This is a genomic window from Micromonospora pallida, from assembly GCF_900090325.1.
Lineage (GTDB): Bacteria > Actinomycetota > Actinomycetes > Mycobacteriales > Micromonosporaceae > Micromonospora > Micromonospora pallida.
In genome coordinates this window covers 6932795-6951060 of record NZ_FMHW01000002.1, presented here as the reverse complement: position 1 = coordinate 6951060, position 18266 = coordinate 6932795, and the positions used below count along the sequence as shown (strand labels likewise).

Genomic DNA, 18266 nt, shown 5'->3' with positions numbered 1-18266 from the left:
GGACCTGAGGAGGCACTTCCTTTCACCGCTGGCCCGGTACAGGTGGCCGGGACAACGGCGCCTGGTGCGCTACTCGACCGCGTGGACCACGTCGCGGGGCTCCGCGAAGTGGCAGGCGCTCGGGTGAGCGGAGTGTTCCCGTGCCTCCAGGGCCGGCACCTGCTCGGCGCAGATGTCCTGCGCCTTCCAGCACCGCGTGCGGAACCGGCAGCCCGACGGAGGGTTGGCCGGCGACGGCACGTCGCCGGTCAGGACGATCTGGTCCCGCAGCCCACGAAGCTTCGGGTCGGGGACCGGCACCGCCGAGAGCAGCGCCTGGGTGTACGGGTGGGTCGGGTTCTCGTAGATCTCGTCCTCGGTGCCGATCTCGACGATCTTGCCGAGGTACATCACCGCGACCCGGTCGGCGATGTGCCGGACCACCGACAGGTCGTGCGCGATGAAGATGTACGACAGCCCCAGCTCGTTCTGGAGCTTCTCGAGCAGGTTGACCACCTGGGCCTGGATCGACACGTCCAGCGCCGAGACCGGCTCGTCGCACAGGATGATCTCCGGGTTCAGCGCCAGTGCCCGGGCGATGCCGATGCGCTGCCGCTGGCCGCCGGAGAACTGGTGCGGGTACCGGTTGATGTGGTCGGGGTTGAGCCCGACCAGGTCGATCAGCTCCTGCACCCGGGCCCGCCGCTTACCCTTCGGCACCACGTCCGGGTGCACCTCGAACGGCTCGCCGATGATGTCGCCGACGGTCATCCGAGGGTTCAGCGAGGTGTACGGGTCCTGCATGACGAGCTGGATGTTGCGCCGGCCCTTCCGCCGCTCGGCCGGGCCCACCTTGGACATGTTCCGGCCCTGGACGAACAGGTCGCCCGAGGTGGGCGTCTCCAGGCCGACCAGCAGCCGGGCCAACGTCGACTTGCCGCAGCCCGACTCGCCGACGATGCCCAGGGTCTCGCCCCGCCGCAGCTCGATGTTGATCCCGTCGACCGCGCGGACCGCCCCGATCTGCTTCTTGAAGACGATGCCCTTGGTCAGCGGGAAATGCTTCACCAGGTCGCGGGTCTCGAGCACGAGGTCACTCATCGCCCTTGACCTCCTTCCAGAAGTGGCAGGCGGCCGTCCGGTCCGACGACACCGTGTACAGCTGCGGCGCGGGGTCCTTCCGGCAGACGTCCTGCACGTAGCGGCACCGGGGGTTGAACGAGCAACCCGGCGGGATGTTCGTCAGCACCGGCGGGAGCCCCTTGATGGCGCTGAGCTCCTGGCCCTTGAGGTCGAGGCGGGGGATCGACTCCAGCAGGCCCTTGGTGTACGGGTGCGCCGGGGTGGCGTAGATGTCGTCGACCCCGGCCTCTTCGATCACCCGGCCGGCGTACATGACCGAGATCCGGTCCGCGACGTCGGCCACCACGCCCATGTCGTGCGTGATGAGCAGCAGGCCCATGTTCCGCTCCTGCTGGAGTTCGGCCAGCAGCGCCATGATCTGGGCCTGCACGGTCACGTCGAGCGCCGTGGTCGGCTCGTCGGCGATCAGCACCTCGGGGTCGAGGGCCAGCGCCATGGCGATCATGACGCGCTGCCGCATACCGCCGGAGAACTGGTGCGGGTAGTCGTTCACCCGCTGCTTCGCCGCCGGGATCCGCACCAGGTCGAGCAACTCGACCGCACGCGCCTTGGCGTCCTTACGGGACATTCCCCGGTGCTTGCGGTACAGCTCGGCGAGCTGGAACCCGACGGTGAAGACCGGGTTCAGCGCGGAGAGCGCGTCCTGGAAGATCATGGCGATCTTGTTGGCGCGGACCTTGCGCCGCTGCTCCTCGGGGAGCTTGAGCAGATCCACACCCCGGTAGAGGATCTCGCCGCCGGTGATGAAACCGGGCGGGCTGTCCAGGATGCCCATGATCGCCTGGGCGGTCACGCTCTTGCCGCAGCCGGACTCACCGAGGATCGCCCGGGTCTGGCCGGGGGCGACGTCGAAGCTGACCCCGTTCACCGCCTTGGCGATGCCGTTGCGGGTGCGGAACTCGACCTGAAGGTTCTTGACCTGCAGCAGAAGCGCGTTGGGGTCGAGGCCGGGCAGAGCGTCCATCTTGACGTTGACGTCAGTAGTCATGCTGCTCACCGGAACTTCGGGTCGAGGGCGTCACGCAGGGCGTCACCCATGAGGATGAAGGACAGCACCGTGCCGACCAACAGCCCACAGGGGAAGAACAGCAGCCACGGGTCCTCCAGGAAGTAGACCTGGTGAGCGTTGATCATGATGCCCCAGGACTGGGCGGGCGGCTGGAGGCCGACACCGAGGAAGGTCAGGGTGGCCTCGGCGGCGACGAACCCACCGAGCACGATCGTGGCGTAGACCAGCATCGGCGCCATGGCGTTCGGCAGGATGTGCCGGAACATCAGTCGGCTGTTGGTCGCGCCGACCGCCTTCGCCGCGTGTACGTAGTCCAGGTCCTTCGAGGCGATCACGCTACCTCGGATGATCCGGGCGATGGTCGGCCAGCCGAGCACCACCAGGACGATGGTGAGCGTCAGCACGTTCTGCCGCTTGATCACGGTGAGGAACACGATCGCGCCGAGCAGGAACGGCAGCGAGAAGAAGATGTCCATCACCCGGGAGATGACCGAGTCGACCCAGCCGCCGTAGTAGCCGGCGAGCAGGCCGAAGAGACCACCTACCACCACGATGCCGACGGTGGCGAGAACCGCGATCTGCATCGATGGCCGGGCCCCGTAGATGGCGTGCGAGTAGTAGTCGCAGCCGAGGATGTCGTAGCCGAACGGGTGGTCGCCGCTCGGGGGGATCCGGGACCGACCGGTGTCGCAGTCCCGCGGGTCCTGGCTCGTCCACAGCTTCGGGAAAACTGCCATGGAACTGACCACGAGAATGTAGAGCGCCGCGATCATGAAGATCGGGTCGCGGACCAACTGCCGCCCGGCGTCCGCCCAGAGGCTCGCGCTGCGCTCCTTGCCGCCCTTGCCCGGCGTCGGCGCGCCGGCCACGGCCGCGGCGGATGACGAGTCGCCGCTCAGGGCGGTACCGGCGCTACTCAAGTCGCTCATGTCACACCTCGTTTCGCTTCGACCTGCCGCAGCCCGGCCGGACCGGGGGGGCCTGCTCCTGCTCCTGCCGCCGGTCACTCATAGCGGATCCGCGGGTCCAGCACGGCGTAGAGGATGTCGACCAGCAGGTTGGCGACCAGGAAGACCAGGGCGAGCATGGTGACCACCCCGACCACCACCGACGACTCGCCGGTCCGAGCAGCCTGGGTCACCAACCGGCCGATACCCGGTACGTTGAAGATGGTCTCGGTGACCACCGCACCGCCGAGCAGACTGCCGATGTCGACGCCGAGCAGGGTGATCACGGGGATGAGCGAGTTGCGCAGCGTGTGCACGCCGATGACCCGCTTGTTCTTCAGGCCCTTGGCCTTGGCGGTCCGGACGAAGTCGGCCCGGATGTTCTCCATGATGCTGGTTCGGGTCAGCCGGGCGGTGGTGGCCAACGAGGTGGCACCGAGCACCAGGCCGGGGATGATCAGGCTGGCCCACGGGTAGTCGGGCTTGAAGACGGGGCTGAACATGCCGTCGGCGATCACCTCGGGCACCCAGTCCTGCTCGCGTAGCACGTTGCCGAACTGAACACCGACGTAGTTACGGACCAGGACGCCCAGCACGAAGATCGGCACCGAGATCACGAAGACCGTGGAGATCTTGACCAGGTAGTCGGTGAAGCTGCCACTCCGCAGACCGGCCAGCACGCCGGCGATGATGCCGACGATGGCCTCGAAGAGAATGGCGATGATGACGAGCTTCACGGTGTACGGCATGGCGTCCGCCACCAGGTCTTTCACCTCGTACTGGCGGAGGTTAACCCCGAAGTCGAAGTGGAGGAAGATGCCCTCCAGCCGGCTGCCGAACAACTTGATGCACCAGTTGCCGCGCTGGTCCAGACACGGGTCGTCGTAGCCGAGCCGCTCGGTCAGGGCGTTCAGGATCGACTCCGGCGGCGTCCGGTCGCCGAACAGCGCCCGGACCGGGTTCCCGCTGAACTGGACCGCCAGCGAGGTGAGGTAGTGCAGCAGGAACATGGTGCCCAGCACGGTGGGTATGAACTGGAGCAACCGTCGGACGACGTAGCGCCCCATGTCTGTTTCTCCTCTCGGCGCTGACGTGGCGGCAACGCCCTCCCTCGTAGGGAGATCGTTACCGCCACGTCGTGTCTTACGGCTAGATCAGGGAAGCGAAGCTCACTTCTGCTTCAGCGTGGTCTGGCCGTAGTCAGCGTCGGCGACGGCGTTCCAGACGAACTTGTCGACGTTGTCGCTGTAGACCGCGCCCACCTTGCCCCACCACATCGGGATGACCGGCAGGTCCTCCAGGAGCATGTCCTCCGCCTTCTGGTAGAAGGGGATCGCCTCCTGGATCGACTTGGCAGCGTCACCCTGCTTCAGCAGAGCGTCGAACTCGGGGTTCGCGTAGGCGGAGTTGTTGCTGTCCGCACCGGTGCTGTACAGCGGGGCGAGGTAGCTCTCCAGGTACGGGTAGTCCGCGCTCCAGCCGAGGCGGAACGGACCGGTGAACTTCTTGTTGTCCGCGGTCTCCAGGTACTCGGCGAACTGCAGGTTGACCTTCAGCTCGTAGTCGATACCGAGGGCGGCCTTGATCTGGTCACCGACGGCCTGCAGCCAGGCGTCGTGGCCGGCACCGGCGTTGGCCCACAGGGTGAGCTTGCCACCCTTCCAGCCACCCGCCTCGGCGAGGAGCGCCTTGGCCTTCTCGACGTCCTTCTTGCAGTACTGGCAGACGTTCTCGCGGGCACCTTCGAAGGACGGCGCGACGTAGCCGCTGGCCGGGGTGAACCGGCCGTTGAACACGGCGTCGATGATCGACTGCCGGTCGATGACCATCGAGATGGCCTGGCGGATCCGCTTGTCCTTGAAGTTCTCGTTGTAGGTCGGCATGCCGACGTAGGTGAAGCTGTCGCTCGGCTGCTCGTAGAGGCGGTCACCGTAGGTGGTCTTGGCCTCCTGGAACCGCGCCGGCGGCAGGGTGTACATCACGTCCAGCTCGCCGGCCTGGAAGGCGGCGTAGCCGGCGTCGACGTCGGCGAAGATCCGGTAGTTGATCTTGTCCGGCTTGCCCGGCTCACCCTTCCAGGTGTCGCTACGGACGACGGTGACGCCGACGTTGTGCTGCCAGCTGCCCTCGATCTTGTAGGGGCCGTTGCCGATCGGGGTCTCGTTGCACTTCGCGGTGTCCGCGATGCACGCCTCGGCCATCGGGGAGAAGCCCGGGTAGCCGATGGTGGTCGGGAAGCCGGAGAAGGGCGCGTCCAGCTCGACGGTGAAGGTCAGGTCGTCGACCTTCTTCAGGCCGGAGAGCTCCTTGGCCTTCGGCTCGGGGGCCTTCTGCGGGCCCTCGCCGTCCGGGTCCTCGGACGAGACGTCCTTGATGCCGGCGATCCGCTTCATGAAGTACCCGTTGTTCTGGGCATTCGGGGCGTACGCCGCGAAGTTCCAGGACCGGATGAAGGCGTCGGCGTTGACCTTCTCACCGTTGTCGAAGGTGTAGCCGTCCTTGATCTTGATCGTCCAGGTCTTCTGGTCCTGGGACTCGATCGACTCGGCCAGGTCGTTCTCCGGGGCGCCGGTCTCGGCGTTGTACTTGACCAGACCACGGTAGATCTGCCGGATGACGTACAGCGACGGCTCGTCGTCCGCTCCGGACGGCAGCAGGAACGCCGGCTCCGACGCGTAGACGCGGAGCTCACCGCCGCTGCTGCCGGTCTCCGCCGGGTCGTCGCCGCCACCGCTGCATGCGGTGGCCAACATTGCGGTGGCGGTCGCGGCGACCGCCACCTTCAGGAATTTCCCGCGCATAGGAGTGCCTCCTCAGGGCGCTCGGCTCACGAGGGGGTTGTGAGGTGGTTGCCACTGTGACACCCGATGCGCCACAGCGGAAAGCGGTGTTATCAAGCCGATACCCGGCCGGGACGGTGCCGACATCGGGCCGCCCGGGACCCCGATTCCGTCCGGATTCCCGTGCGCCGACCGGCCCCGCGACGCTGCGTGAGGGGCGCCACCACGTCGAACGTCCGGGCCGGCAGTCCTCCGCACGACACCCCTCACCACGCTGCGCAGCCTCACGGACGCGCACTGTTTCCATCCGTCCAGATGATGTCGGATTCGCCGGTACGGACACCGCTGCCGGCTGGTCGGACGAGGGCATCGAGGTGGCGAAGCCTGCCCGGACGGCGCACTCAGCCGCCTGACGAGACGGCACGGTCGCCGTCGGGTCGGGCCGGTTCGCCCGTCCGGGAGGTGGGATCGGCCCACCCGGAGGAGGGCGACCCCGGATCATGCGACACGGCGGGGGCGGTTGTCAGCCGAAAATCGGCCCCGTGGCGGTGACACCAGCCAGGGTCACCCCAGCCGGGGTCACACCAGTCCGGGTCACACCAGCCGGCGGTCCGCCGCCCAGCGGGACAGCTCGTAACGGTTCGACATCTGGAGCTTGCGCAGCACGTTCGAGACGTGCGTCTCCACCGTCTTGATGGAGATGTACAGCTCCTTGGCGATCTCCTTGTACGCGTACCCCCGGGCCAGCAGCCGGAGCACCTCGCGTTCACGGTTGGTGAGCTGGTCCAGCTCCGGGTCGGCCACCGGGGCGTCCGGCCGGGCCGCGAAGGCGTCCAGCACGAACCCGGCCAGCCGGGGCGAGAACACCGCGTCGCCGTCGGCCACCCGGCGGATCGCCGCAGCCAGCTCGTCCGGGGAGATGGTCTTAGTGACGTACCCCCGGGCACCGGCCCGGATCAGTCCGATCACGTCCTCCGCCGCGTCCGAGACGCTCAACGCCAGGAACCGCACCTGCGGATGGGTACGCCGCACCGCCTCCAGCACCGCCCGGCCGCCGCCGTCGGGCATGTGCACGTCCAGGAGCACCACGTCCGGCCGGGTCGCGGCGATCCGGGTGACCGCCTCGGCCACCGTGCTCGCCTCCCCCACGACCTCGACGTGCGCGCCCAGCTCGGCGCGGACGCCGGCGCGGAACATCGCGTGGTCGTCGACGAGGAAGACCCGCAGCCGCCCGTCCTGGCCACCCGCCTGCTCGACCTGCTCGGACATGGTCATTTGTCCCTTTCCGCCGTGGAACCGTTCCCGGAGACCGGCAGGATCAACCGGACCTCGGTTCCCTCCCCGGGCCCGGAGCGGATCTCCGCCCGGCCGCCGTGCCGCTTCATCCGCCCGATGATGGAACCCCGTACCCCGTGCCGGTGATCATCCACCGTCTCCTGGTCGAACCCGACGCCCCGGTCCCGCACGAAGACACTGACCTGGTCCGGCTCCACCTCGGCGTAGAGCGAGACGGTCTGCACGCCGGCGTGCCTCGCCGCGTTCACCAGCGCCTCGCGGGCGGCGGCGACCAGCGCGCCCACCCGCTCGTCGGTCTCCCGGTCGCCCACCACCACTGCCTCCACGGTGATCGCGAAGGTGTCCTCCACCTCCGCCGCCGCCTGTTCCAACGCGGCGGCGAAGCGTTCGGTGGGCGAGGCGGTCGGCTTGTAGAGCCAGTTACGCAGCGTCCGCTCCTGCCCCCGGGCGAGACGTTGCACGGCCTTGACGTCGGCGGCGTTGCGCTGGATCAGGGCCAGGGTGTGCAGCACCTGGTCGTGGATCATGGCGGCCAGTTCGGCCCGTTCCTGCTCCCGGATCCGCCCCTCCCGCTCCGAGCGGAGTTGGTTGAACGTCCGCCAGAGCAGGGGCGCGGCCACCACCCCGACCCCGGCCAGCCCGACCAGGGCGAAGATCACCCCGTTGATCACCGCGTCGACGTTCTGCACCGGCGAGTAGACCGCCGCGACGCCGATGATGCCGACCGCGACCAGCACGCCACCGCCGACGAAGCGGAGCACGAAGGCCCGCCGGTCGGTCTCCTCGACCACCGCGCTCAGCCAGGGCAACGGCAACGAGCCGTTGGCCTGACCGCGACGTTCCGGCGACTGGTGCCAGATCACCCCCGCGCCGACCGCGATGATCGCCACCAGCCAGCCGGCGGTGCCGGCGACCCCGACCGAGCCGAAGAGCCGCATCTGCGCCAGCAGTACGGCCAGGCCGATGACCACGAACGGCAGCAGTTGGGCGATGTCCCGTCGGGGCGGCGTGGCGGTGTCCCCGGGCCGGACCGGGACCACCGCCCAGAACGCGGCGTAGAGGAGCAGGCCGAGCCCGCTGAGGCCGAGCAGCACCAGGAAGGCGATCCGCACCCGCACCACCGAGACACCGATGTGCTCGGCGATGCCGGCTGCCACCCCCACGGCCATCCGGTGCTCGCGGGCCCGGTAGAGCCGGGGTGGCTGGGTCACGGTACTGATCGCGGGCTCCCTGGTCGCGAGGTCCGACGCCGGTCCGCTGCGGGCGTCGTCACCGATCGTCACACGGGTCACCGGCGCGGGGCCACGGGGACGCCCCCGAGTTTCCGGGTCGCCGGATCTCAGGGTGTGCTCAGGGTGGGTCCCGAGGACGGCCCGTCCCGGCACCTAGCAGGATCTACCGGTATGACCGAGGAATCCGCCCGGTCGCCTCACAGGGAGGCGACCCAGCCGGGTATGCCACCGCCGGCGACGGGCGGGACCGGACCGTCCGCCCCGCCGCCACCTGCCGGGTCCGGGCCGGAGGCCGTCCCCGGCGGCGTCGCCTTCACCTCACGGTACGGCCTGGTCCGGCCCCGGGAGGGGCGTTACCTGGCCGGGGTCTGCGCGGCGGTCGGGCGGGCCACCAACACCGACCCGGTGCTGTGGCGGGTGCTCCTCGCCGTGCTCGGTTTCTTCGGTGGCGTCGGAATCCTGGTCTACGTCTCGGCGTGGCTGATCATCCCCGGCGAGGGGGACAGCGCCTCCCCGATGGAGTCGATGCTGGGTCGGGGCCGGTCGAGCATGTCCCCGATCACCGTGATCGTGCTGAGCATCCTGGTCGCGGTGAGCTTCGGCTACATCGTGACCGACGCCTTCCGGGCGGTGCTGCTCGGCGCGGCGATCCTGATCGGCGGGGCGCTGCTGCTGAACCGGGACCATCCGGCCCGCGTCCGCTCCGGCGGTACGCCCTCGTCCGTCGCGTCCCCGCCGGGGCCGGTGCCTCCGGTGGCCTACCCCGCCCCGGACCGGCTCCCGCCCCCGGCGACCTGGCCGCCGGGCCCGGTGTCCGTACCCGTACCGCCGCCTGCCGGCCCGCCGTGGCCGCCGGCCCCCGGAACGGTGCCCGCCAACGCGTCCGGGTGGTCGGTCCGCGAGCCGGCGGTCGGCCCCGTACCGCCGGCCCCGGTCGGACCGCTGCCGCCGGTCGCCACCGCGCCCACCCCACCCGGTTACCGTCCGCCCTTCGCCCCGCACGGCCCGTACGCCGGCTCCGATCCGACTCTGCCCCCACCGCCGTCGCCCATACCGCGCCGGGTGCCGAAACGGCCCCGGGACCGCTCGTCGCTCGGCGCGGTGACGTTCTCCCTGGTCTTCCTCGCCTGCGGGGTGGTCGGCGTCCTCGACCTGCTCGGGGTGGTCCGGGTCAGCGCGTCGGCGTACTTCGCGGCCGCCCTGGCCACCATCGGGCTCGGGCTACTGGTGGGCGCCTGGTTCGGTCGGGCCCGCTGGCTGATCGCGCTGGGACTGGTCACCGCGGCGGCGCTCGGCTTCGCCACCGCGGCCGAGTCGTTCGCCGACTGGCGGCGCGTGAACGGGAACGTGACCTGGACCCCGGCGAGCTACGACGACCTCGCCCCCCGGTACGAAAACACCTTCGGCGACGCGGTGCTGGACCTGCGTACGGTGGACTTCGACCAGCGCGACACCCGGACCACCGTCGTCGTCTCCTTCGGGGACGTGACCGTGCTGCTGCCACCGGAGGTCGACGTCGTCACCCACGCCGAGATGCAGGCCACGGAAGCGGTCATCTTCGGCGTCCGTTCCGGCGGGCTGGACCGCCAGGTACGCGAGGCGACCGACCTGGGCACCGACGGCGTGGGCGGCGGCACCCTGCGGCTGTACATCCAGGTCAACGCCGGCGCGTTGGAGGTGACCCGGTGAAGGCGCACCGCACCGACCTGCTGTCGCTCGCCTTCGGCCTGCTCTTCCTGGCGGCTGCGGCATGGTGGCTGCTCTCGCAACTGCTCGACCTGATGGTGCCGATCGGCTGGTTCCTGGCCGGCGCGCTGGTCGTGGTCGGTGCGCTGGGCCTGCTGGGTGCGCTGCGCGCCACCCGGTCCTCGGCGCCGGCCGCCGGTCCGGCGGCCGGCGTGCCGAAGGCGGGAAGCACGGCCGACGCGGTCGGCACGAGCGACACGAGCGGCACGAGCGACACGGGAAGCACGAGCGGCACGAGCGGGTCGGACACGGACCGGGACCAGCCGGCCGACGGCCTCGGCGACCGTCGTGGCTGACCGCGCCGACACGGCCGTCGGCGCGCGCCGCCTATGCTGGCCGGTGGAAGCCCCGCTCCCGCCGTCGGCGCCCTGGCCGCGCCGACCCGGCCCCTCCGCCGCGATTTCCGTCTCGATGCCGCTAGGAGCTCGTCCGTCATGACTCAGTCCCCCGCCGTGCGCAGCCTTGGCCGCTTCGGTGAGGTCCGTATCGGCGAGCGTGCCGCGCGCACCCTCACCGCCGAACTCGCCCGCTGCGACGACCGCAAGGCCGCCCTGCTGGTCGGGGCGGCCCCCGACGTCCCGGTCCTCCCCGCGGCGATCGACGCGCTGCTGCCCGGGGACAGCCTCACCCTGGTGCCGGCCGGCTCGACCAGCTCCGCCGAGCTGCGCCAGCACGTGTCGACCCTGGGTAGCTGGGTCGCCGACCGGGTCCGCGTCGTCGACACCCTGGCCGAGGCCGACGCCGCCGATGTGGTGATCGTCGGCGAGGCGCTCACCGGCACCGGCGAGGAGGCCCGGGCGACGCTGGACAGCCTCACCAAGTACCTCACCGAGGGCGGCGTGCTGAGTGTGGCGACGCCGGCCGGACCGGGCCGGACCTCGGGCGCGGCGGCCGAACTCGACCGGCAGGGTGCGCTGCACGGCGTCGGGGTGGACCTGGTGCTGCGCAACCAGCCGCCGGTACGCGTGCACCGGCTCCGGTTCACCCCGGTCAGCGCGGCGGTGGCGGCCCGGCTCGCTCCGGCGTACCGGCCGTCGAGCGTGCCGCTGACCCGCGACATGCACATCGACTCCAACGGGGTGGCCGCCGCCGGGATCGCCCTGGGCCTGGCCGCGCTGGCCCGGGTGGCCCGGCCGAAGTCGAAGCTGTGGCTGGTGCCGGCGCTGGCCGCCGCCCCGGTGGCGGCGTTCTTCCGCGACCCCGAGCGGGACGTCCCGGAGGACCCGTCGACCGTGGTCGCCGCCGCCGACGGCCGGGTGCTCTCCGTACAGCGGCTGCACGACGAGCGGTTCGGCGCCGGTGAGTGGCTGCGGGTCGCGGTCTTCCTGTCGGTGCTCGACGTGCACGTCAACCGCTCCCCGGTGGCGGGCAAGGTGGTCGACTACTTCGTCGCCGACGGTGGCTTCGCCAACGCGATGAAGCCGGCGGCCGAGCACAACGTCGCGGCGTACACGGTGTTGGAGACGGAACACGGCACGGTGGTGGTCGCGCAGCGTACCGGCCTGATCGCCCGTCGCATCGTGCAGCGTGCCCCGATCGGTTCGTTGCTGGCCCGGGGCGAGCGCTTCGGCCTGATCCGGTTCGGCTCGCGCACCGACGTCTACCTTCCGGCGGACGCGGCGGACCCGCTGGTGGGGCCGGGCGACCGGGTGATCGGCGGATCCTCGGTCATCGCCCGCTGGCGCTGATCTACACGCAGAGGGGGCGCCGCGATCTCGCGGCGCCCCCTCTGCGTCGGGTACGTCAGGCGGTCCGCCGCCGGTGCAGCCAGAGCAGCGGCCCGCTGGCCAGGTAGGCGACCACGACCAGGGCGAAGGTGAGCCTCGGGTCGACCAGGGCACCGACCACCGGGGCCAGCCACAGCCACGGCGGCAGCTTGATCAGTCGGGCGAGCTTGGCGTACGGGAAGCTGGACACCATGGCGAAGGCGAGCAGGGCGACGCCGGCGACCTGGATCACCGCAGGGACCGGCAGGTCGATGACGACCGCGAGTGCCAGCACCATGGCGGCCATGGTGGTCGGCACGCCGCAGAAGAACCGGCCGTCCTTCGGCGAGACGTTGAACCGGGCCAGCCGGATCGCGGCGCACGCCGCGACGAGGGCACAGGCCAGCGCGGCGGCGGCGGTGGGCACCGCGCCGGCCAGCGAGGCGTAGACCACCATCGGGGCGGCGAGGCCGAACGAGCACATGTCGGCCAGCGAGTCCATCTGCGCGCCGAACGGGCTGGCCACGTTGAGCTTGCGGGCCAGCGCGCCGTCGAGCCCGTCGAAGACGACGCAGGCGATCAGGAAGAGTGCCGCGAGCCGCACCTCGCCCTGCATGGCCAGGAAGATCGCGTTGACGCCGAGCATCAGGCTGGCCAGTGTGCACGCGTTGACCAGGGCGAACTTCGCCCGCCGAGCGGCCGTACGCTCCCCGGGGAGCAGCGGGATCGAGTGCGCCGATGTGTCGTCCACCGGTGTTGTCGGAGCGATCGCCGGGCTCACCGGCATGGCTGCCTCGATCTCGGCCCGGTTCACCCGGTCCGAGGCGTACCGCCGGCGCAGCCGGTCGGCGTAGCGGTGCTCGGGCAGGGCCACGTCGGTCGCGTGGCGGGATTCGCCGTCCCGGCGTCCCACCCGGACCAGCAGCACCTGGCGGGCGAACGTACTGCTGCGACGCAGCGGCCCCGCCCAGCGGCGGCCTGCGGGGCGCGGACTGTCAGACGTACGACGCCGGCGCCATGGGGCTCTCGGCACGTTTTCCTCCATCACCGGATCGGCTGACCACCCTGCGGGCGGGCGTCCGGCTCTCTCGTGCCGGGCCGCTGCTGGCCCGGCAGCCGTCAAAGCGGAGTACACCATCGCACAGTGGTACGGGACTTGGCGATAGCTCCCGGCGGTACCTATCTCCTAGAAACCGGCTGAATCGCCCGGTTGTTCCCATCGCGGGCTGAGTGCCCTTTCTCCGCCGATCTCAACTGCCGACTCTACCGGAGCAGATCGATGGCGGCTCAGCGAGCGACGGCTACCCGACCAGCCGGAGGGCCCGCTCGGCGATGTCGGTCAACGGCAGGTCGGCGGCCTCTTCCCGGCTGAACCAGGCGGCCCGTGCGGTGGAACCGCCGGCCGCTTCGGTCACCTCGGGTTCGGTCGGCGCCGCCACCACCACCCGGTAGAGCGCCCGGACGCCGTGCCAGTCCAACGGCCGTCCCTCCGGCCCCAGCGCGGCGGGATTGTGCAGGTGGTCGACGTCGAGCAGCTCGGTAACCCGGCCGAGCTGGCCTGCCTCCTCGACGATCTCGCGCAGCAGCGCGGGGACCGGCTGCTCGCCGTGGTCGGTCCCGCCGCCGGGCAGGTGCCACCGGCCGGCGCCCGGGTACCCGTCGGCGATCAGGGTCAGCAGCACCCGCCCCTGCGGGTCGGTGACCAGCCCATACGCCCCGAAGCGCTGCCGCCGGTCCGGCGACGGCGGGTCGTACGGGAGGCGCGGCGTCACCGGGGGCACGTCCTCGGGCAACGGCGTGACCGGCAGTCCGAGCAGGTCCGCGGTGAACGGCATCAGCGGCAGACGGGCCGCCTCCGCCGGGGCGATCCACGACACCAGGTCGGTCGTTCCGTCCGACTCGTGGCGGAGTGCCCCGGACACGCCGGTGAGGTGATAGATGATCCGATCGGAGTGCAATGCCACCCCGAGGTCGGGGAGCCGGACGACGTCCGCGACCACCGCCTCAAGTCCACTCACCTCGACCACGAGGCCGGTCTCCTCGGCGAACTCACGGACCACCGCGTCCGCCGGATGCTCGGCGTGCTCCAGCCCGCCACCGGGCACCTGCCAGACGCCGGGAAAGTCGGCCAGTGCGGATCCCCGGGTCAGCAGCACCCGCCCGTCCGCCCCCGTCAGCAGCCCGTACGCCCCGATCCTCCGCCGCTGCGCCAACTCTTCCACCGGTGATCCCCCGCCCGTGTGCCCCCGCGCCCGCCGCGCTCCGCGCCGATCTTGAGGTTAACCGCGCCTGTGCCCGCCGACGGCTGGGGTCCGGTGGAGGTCAGGTGAGCTTGGCGGCCTGGACGGCCTCGGCGGTGACCTCGGTGAGGCGTTCGGCGGGGATGGTCTCCAGTTCGTGGCGGGCGAACCAACGGGCCTCGCAGGTGGAACCGCCGACGTCGGCCACGGTGGGCGGAGCCGGCTGGTCGACCACCACCCGGTAGAAGGCGCGGACGCCGTGCCAGTCGATCGGGTAGCCCTCCGGGCCGAGCGACGCGGCGTCCCGGTGGCTGGCCACGCCGAGCAGCCCGACCAGGCGACCGGTCTGCCCGGTCTCCTCGACCAGTTCCCGGATCAGCGCCGCGCCCGGCTGCTCGCCGTAGTCGGTGCCGCCGCCGGGCAGGTGCCAACAGCCCGCGCCCGGGTAACCGTCGGAGACCCGGGTGAGCAGCACCCGCCCCTCCGGGTCGGTGGCCACCGCGTACGCGGCGAAGCGCTGCGCCCGGTGCAGCCCGTCCGGGCCGGGCACCGCGTTGAAGGAGGGAAACTCGGGGGCCTCGTCCGGTACCACGTCGGCGGCACCGGCCGGCAGGCCCAGGGCACGCGCGGTGAACGCCCGCAGCGGCAACCCGCGGGCCTCGTCGAGGGTGAACCAGCGGGCCAGGTCGGTCGGGCGGTCGACCCGGTCGGTGAGCGTCCCGCCCCGCACCGAGACCCGGTAGATGAGGCGGTCGGTGTGCAGGGTGATGCCCCGGTCGGGCAACGCCCGCATGTCGGCGAGGACGTCCGCCAGGCCGGAGACGGCGACCGAGAGCCCGGTCTCGGCGGCGGTCTCCCGGACGACCGTGTGGTTCGGGTCCTCACCGTGGTCGACCGCCCCGCCGGGCAGCGACCACGTGCCGGGGGTGCCGGAGTGCTGCGACGCGCGGACCAGCAACACTCGGCCGGATGGGTCGGCACAGACTGCGTACGCCGCGATCCTGCGGAGCGGTTCCAGCATGGTGGTCACAGGGCCCAATTCTCCCCCGGCCCGGTAACGACCATCGAAAAGAGTCAGATTCCTGACTGAAAGCTTCCCTCAGGGATTGGTCAGGGTATAGGTCGGGGCCCTCACCGAGGGCGGCCGGGCGGTGACCGGAGGAGGGTGGAGCCATGATGCCACCGAACCCCTCCGCCCAGTCCCCGTACGAGCAGCCGGGTCCGCCGCCCCAGGCGCCGTACCGGCAACTCCGCCGGCCCACCACCGACCGGATGGTGGCCGGGGTGGCCAGCGGCCTCGGCCGCTATTTCGACGTCGACCCGACCCTGGTCCGGGTGGTCTTCGCCGTGGCCACGCTCTTCACCGCCGGGGTGGCGCTGCTGGCGTACCCGATCATGTGGTTCCTGATGCCCGAGGAGCCGCCGGACGCGCCGGCCTGGCCGCACTCGACGCAGGTCACGCCACCCCGGTGACCCTGGCCGGCGCGACCCGACGGACGCCCGACCGCCAGCCCGAACCCCGCGACGCCGACCGCCAGCCCGGGCGTCGGCGTCAACGGGGCTCGGCGGTCACTCCCACTCGATGGTGCCCGGGGGCTTGCTGGTCACGTCCAGCACCACCCGGTTGACCTCGGCCACCTCGTTGGTGATCCGGGTGGAGATCCGGGCGATCACGTCGTACGGCAGCCGGGACCAGTCGGCGGTCATCGCGTCCTCGCTGGAGACCGGACGGAGCACCACCGGGTGGCCGTAGGTGCGCCCGTCGCCCTGCACCCCGACGCTGCGTACGTCGGCCAGGAGCACCACCGGGAACTGCCACACGTCCCGGTCCAGCCCGGCGGCGGTGAGTTCCTCACGGGCGATCTGGTCGGCCTGGCGGAGCAGGTCCAGCCGCTCCCGGTCGACCGCGCCGATGATCCGGATGGCCAGGCCCGGCCCCGGGAACGGGTGCCGCCAGACCATCGCCTCGGGCAGCCCCAGCTCCAGCCCGAGCGCCCGGACCTCGTCCTTGAAGAGCGTGCGCAGCGGCTCGACCAGGGCGAACTTGAGGTCCTCGGGGAGACCGCCGACGTTGTGGTGGCTCTTGATGTTGGCGGTGCCGGTGCCGCCGCCGGACTCGACCACGTCCGGGTAGAGGGTGCCCTGCACCAGGAACTCGACGTCGCCGTGCGCGGCGATCTCCCGGGCGGCGGCCTCGAAGACCCGGATGAACTCCCGGCCGATGATCTTCCGCTTCTGTTCCGGGTCGGTCACCCCGGCGAGCGCGCCGAGGAACCGCTCCTGCGCGTCGACCACCTTCAGCTTGATGCCGGTGGCCGCCACGTAGTCCTTCTCCACCTGCTCGGCCTCGCCGGCGCGCAGCAGACCGTGGTCGACGAAGACACAGGTGAGCTGGTCCCCGACCGCCCGGTGCACCAGCGCGGCGGCGACCGCCGAGTCGACCCCGCCGCTGAGGCCGCAGATGACCTCCTTGTCGCCGACCTGGGCGCGGATCTGCGCCACCTGCTCGTCGATGATGTTGGCCGGGGTCCAGGTCGGCTCGATGCCGGCGATGTCGTAGAGGAAGCGCTGGAGCATCTCCTGCCCATGCGCGGTGTGCCCGACCTCCGGGTGGAACTGCACACCGGCCCGGCGGCCGGCGACGTCCTCGAAGGCGGCGACCGGCGCGCCGGCCGACTCGGCGGTCACCGTGAAGCCGCTCGGCGCCTCGGTCACACAGTCACCGTGGCTCATCCAGACCGGCAGCTCGGCCGGCAGCTCCCGCAGCAGCACCCCGGCGTCGACCCGGGGACGTAGCGGCGTGCCGCCGTACTCCCGGCTGCCGGTGTGGGCGACGGTGCCACCGAGGGCCCGCGCCATCGCCTGGAAGCCGTAGCAGATACCGAAGACCGGCACGTCGGCGGTGAACAGTCCGGCGTCGATCTGCGGCGCGCCCGGTTCGTAGACGCTCGACGGGCCGCCGGACAGGATGATCGCCGCCGGGTTCTTCGCCAGCATCTCGGCGACCGGCATCGAGTGCGGCACGATCTCGGAGTAGACCCGCGCCTCACGCACCCGGCGCGCGATGAGCTGGGCGTACTGGGCTCCGAAGTCCACCACGAGGACAGGGCGAGGCGTGCTCATGGCAGCAAATCCTACCGACGACGCGGGCAGGTCCCCCACCGGTCCGCGGGGGTTCCCCCCGCCTGGCCGAGCGGCATCGCCCTCGGCGGCCGGGCGTGCCCCTCGGCGGCGCTGACCGTGAGCGCGACGAGGCCGAGCAGCGCGCCGTAAGCCACATTACGGGTGATGTCGGCCACTACGCCGGCCCGGACGGTGCACCCGAAGGGGTCTGCAGGTCGAGAACCTCGGCCCAGTGTACCGTGTTCATACGATTTGATCCTTTTGTCGGTATGGAATCTCCATCCGCAGGGCAGGGCGCCACGGCTCGCCTGGGTGTCGGCCCGTGCCCGGCCGCTGTCGGCACGGGTGGCGCTGCTGGTGGTCTACTCGGCCGCCGCCGGTGCCGGGCTGGCGGCCTTCCGGACCGCGCCGGACCTGGCGCTGGCCGGGTTCCTCATCGTGTCGGTCGTGCACTTCGGCACCGCCGACGTGGCGTTCCATGCCGAGCGGGACTGCCAGCCGATCCGACCGAAGGTGTCCGTCGTGCTCGCGTACGGGGGACCGCCGGTCGTCATCCCGTTGGCGCTGTGGCGGGACCAGGTCGACCCTTTGCTGGCGGCGGTGGCCCCGGGTGCGCCGGCGCTGCTCACCGTCGAGGTGCGGGCGCTGGCTCTGGTCACCGTGTTGTGCGCGGTCGCGGTCACCGCGGTCCGGGACGTCCGCGCCGGGCGCGCCCGCGACGCCGCCCAACCCGTCCTCCTTGCCGGGCTGTTCACCACTGTCCCGCCGTCCCTGGCCGTCGGCGCATACTTCGCGGCCTGGCACTCCTGCCGTCACGTCGCCCGGCTACTGAGACACGATCCACGCAACACTGTCGACCTGCGGGCCGGAAGGGTCGGACCGCCGCTGCGTCGCTTCGCCCGCCAGGCGGTGGTCCCCACGGTGGTCGCCGTCGCCGCCCTGATCGCCCTGCTCACCTGGTCGGGGCACCGGGCGGATCCGCTATCCGCGACGGTGGCGGTGCTGGCCGCGCTGACCCTCCCGCACGCAGCCCTGGTCGCCTGGACGGACCGACACTGACCCGGC

At 71.4% G+C, this 18266-nt stretch carries 14 protein-coding genes and 2 pseudogenes; 5 read left to right on the top strand and 11 right to left on the bottom strand.

Translation table 11 applies throughout. The features are described 5' to 3' along the window. Window positions 1–69: 69 nt before the first annotated feature. From GA0074692_RS29810 to GA0074692_RS29780, 7 genes are all read right to left on the bottom strand, one after another. Entirely contained in the window at window positions 70–1080 is a 1011-nt protein-coding gene (locus GA0074692_RS29810) for an ABC transporter ATP-binding protein (protein WP_091650512.1), read from the bottom strand. Further along, window positions 1073–2110 carry an ABC transporter ATP-binding protein gene (locus GA0074692_RS29805; RefSeq protein WP_091654294.1) on the bottom strand — a complete coding sequence of 346 codons (1038 nt, stop codon included), beginning with the start codon at window positions 2108–2110 and terminating at the stop codon, window positions 1073–1075. The genes GA0074692_RS29810 and GA0074692_RS29805 overlap by 8 nt, the downstream gene beginning before the upstream one ends. A gap of 5 nt (window positions 2111–2115) precedes the next feature. Beyond that, a complete protein-coding gene (locus GA0074692_RS29800) occupies window positions 2116–3060 on the bottom strand; it encodes an ABC transporter permease (RefSeq protein ID WP_091650508.1) in 945 nt (314 codons plus the stop codon). 74 nt (window positions 3061–3134) lie between these two features. Then, complete coding sequence (locus GA0074692_RS29795; RefSeq protein WP_091650505.1) at window positions 3135–4145, bottom strand: ABC transporter permease; 1011 nt, start codon at window positions 4143–4145, stop codon at window positions 3135–3137. Between the two features lie 102 nt (window positions 4146–4247). After that, window positions 4248–5879, bottom strand: coding sequence for a peptide ABC transporter substrate-binding protein (locus tag GA0074692_RS29790; RefSeq protein ID WP_091650501.1), 1632 nt, complete (start codon window positions 5877–5879; stop codon window positions 4248–4250). 573 nt (window positions 5880–6452) lie between these two features. After that, a complete protein-coding gene (locus GA0074692_RS29785) occupies window positions 6453–7127 on the bottom strand; it encodes a response regulator (protein ID WP_091654291.1) in 675 nt (224 codons plus the stop codon). A gap of 2 nt (window positions 7128–7129) precedes the next feature. Next, window positions 7130–8365, bottom strand: a complete 1236-nt coding sequence (locus GA0074692_RS29780; RefSeq protein WP_091654289.1) for an ATP-binding protein — start codon at window positions 8363–8365, stop codon at window positions 7130–7132. A 192-nt stretch (window positions 8366–8557) separates the two neighbouring features. Between GA0074692_RS29780 and GA0074692_RS29775 the strand changes: the two genes are divergently transcribed. The 3 genes and pseudogenes from GA0074692_RS29775 (at window position 8558) to GA0074692_RS29765 (ending at window position 11820) form a co-directional block, all read left to right on the top strand. Then, a complete protein-coding gene (locus GA0074692_RS29775) occupies window positions 8558–10075 on the top strand; it encodes a PspC domain-containing protein (protein WP_091650498.1) in 1518 nt (505 codons plus the stop codon). Next, window positions 10072–10311 (top strand): annotated as a pseudogene (locus GA0074692_RS29770) (hypothetical protein); the annotation flags it as partial. The gene GA0074692_RS29775 and the pseudogene GA0074692_RS29770, both read left to right, overlap by 4 nt. Window positions 10312–10566: 255 nt before the next feature. Then, window positions 10567–11820, top strand: coding sequence for a phosphatidylserine decarboxylase (locus GA0074692_RS29765; RefSeq protein WP_091650495.1), 1254 nt, complete (start codon window positions 10567–10569; stop codon window positions 11818–11820). A 55-nt stretch (window positions 11821–11875) separates the two neighbouring features. Here the strand turns inward: GA0074692_RS29765 and GA0074692_RS29760 are convergent, their stop codons facing one another. The 3 genes from GA0074692_RS29760 to GA0074692_RS29750 all read right to left on the bottom strand — a co-directional run bounded on the left by GA0074692_RS29760 (window position 11876) and on the right by GA0074692_RS29750 (window position 15108). Beyond that, on the bottom strand, window positions 11876–12796 hold the full coding sequence (locus GA0074692_RS29760; RefSeq protein ID WP_091654286.1) for a CDP-alcohol phosphatidyltransferase family protein: 921 nt from the start codon (window positions 12794–12796) through the stop codon (window positions 11876–11878). Between the two features lie 343 nt (window positions 12797–13139). Continuing rightward, window positions 13140–14051: an NUDIX hydrolase gene (locus GA0074692_RS29755; protein WP_091654283.1), complete on the bottom strand. Its 912-nt coding sequence runs from the start codon at window positions 14049–14051 to the stop codon at window positions 13140–13142. A 109-nt stretch (window positions 14052–14160) separates the two neighbouring features. Further along, window positions 14161–15108: an NUDIX hydrolase gene (locus GA0074692_RS29750; protein ID WP_091650492.1), complete on the bottom strand. Its 948-nt coding sequence runs from the start codon at window positions 15106–15108 to the stop codon at window positions 14161–14163. 146 nt (window positions 15109–15254) lie between these two features. Between GA0074692_RS29750 and GA0074692_RS29745 the strand changes: the two are divergent. Continuing rightward, window positions 15255–15594, top strand: a pseudogene (locus GA0074692_RS29745) (PspC domain-containing protein); the annotation flags it as partial. Window positions 15595–15647: 53 nt separating this feature from the next. On the opposite strand, the gene guaA reads toward GA0074692_RS29745, so the two are convergent. Further along, window positions 15648–17201: a glutamine-hydrolyzing GMP synthase gene (guaA, locus tag GA0074692_RS29740; protein ID WP_091650490.1), complete on the bottom strand. Its 1554-nt coding sequence runs from the start codon at window positions 17199–17201 to the stop codon at window positions 15648–15650. A 261-nt stretch (window positions 17202–17462) separates the two neighbouring features. Between guaA and GA0074692_RS29735 the strand changes: the two genes are divergently transcribed. Further along, window positions 17463–18260 (top strand): Brp/Blh family beta-carotene 15,15'-dioxygenase, encoded by a 798-nt coding sequence (locus GA0074692_RS29735; RefSeq protein WP_176738625.1) that lies wholly within the window; start codon window positions 17463–17465, stop codon window positions 18258–18260. Window positions 18261–18266: the final 6 nt, after the last annotated feature.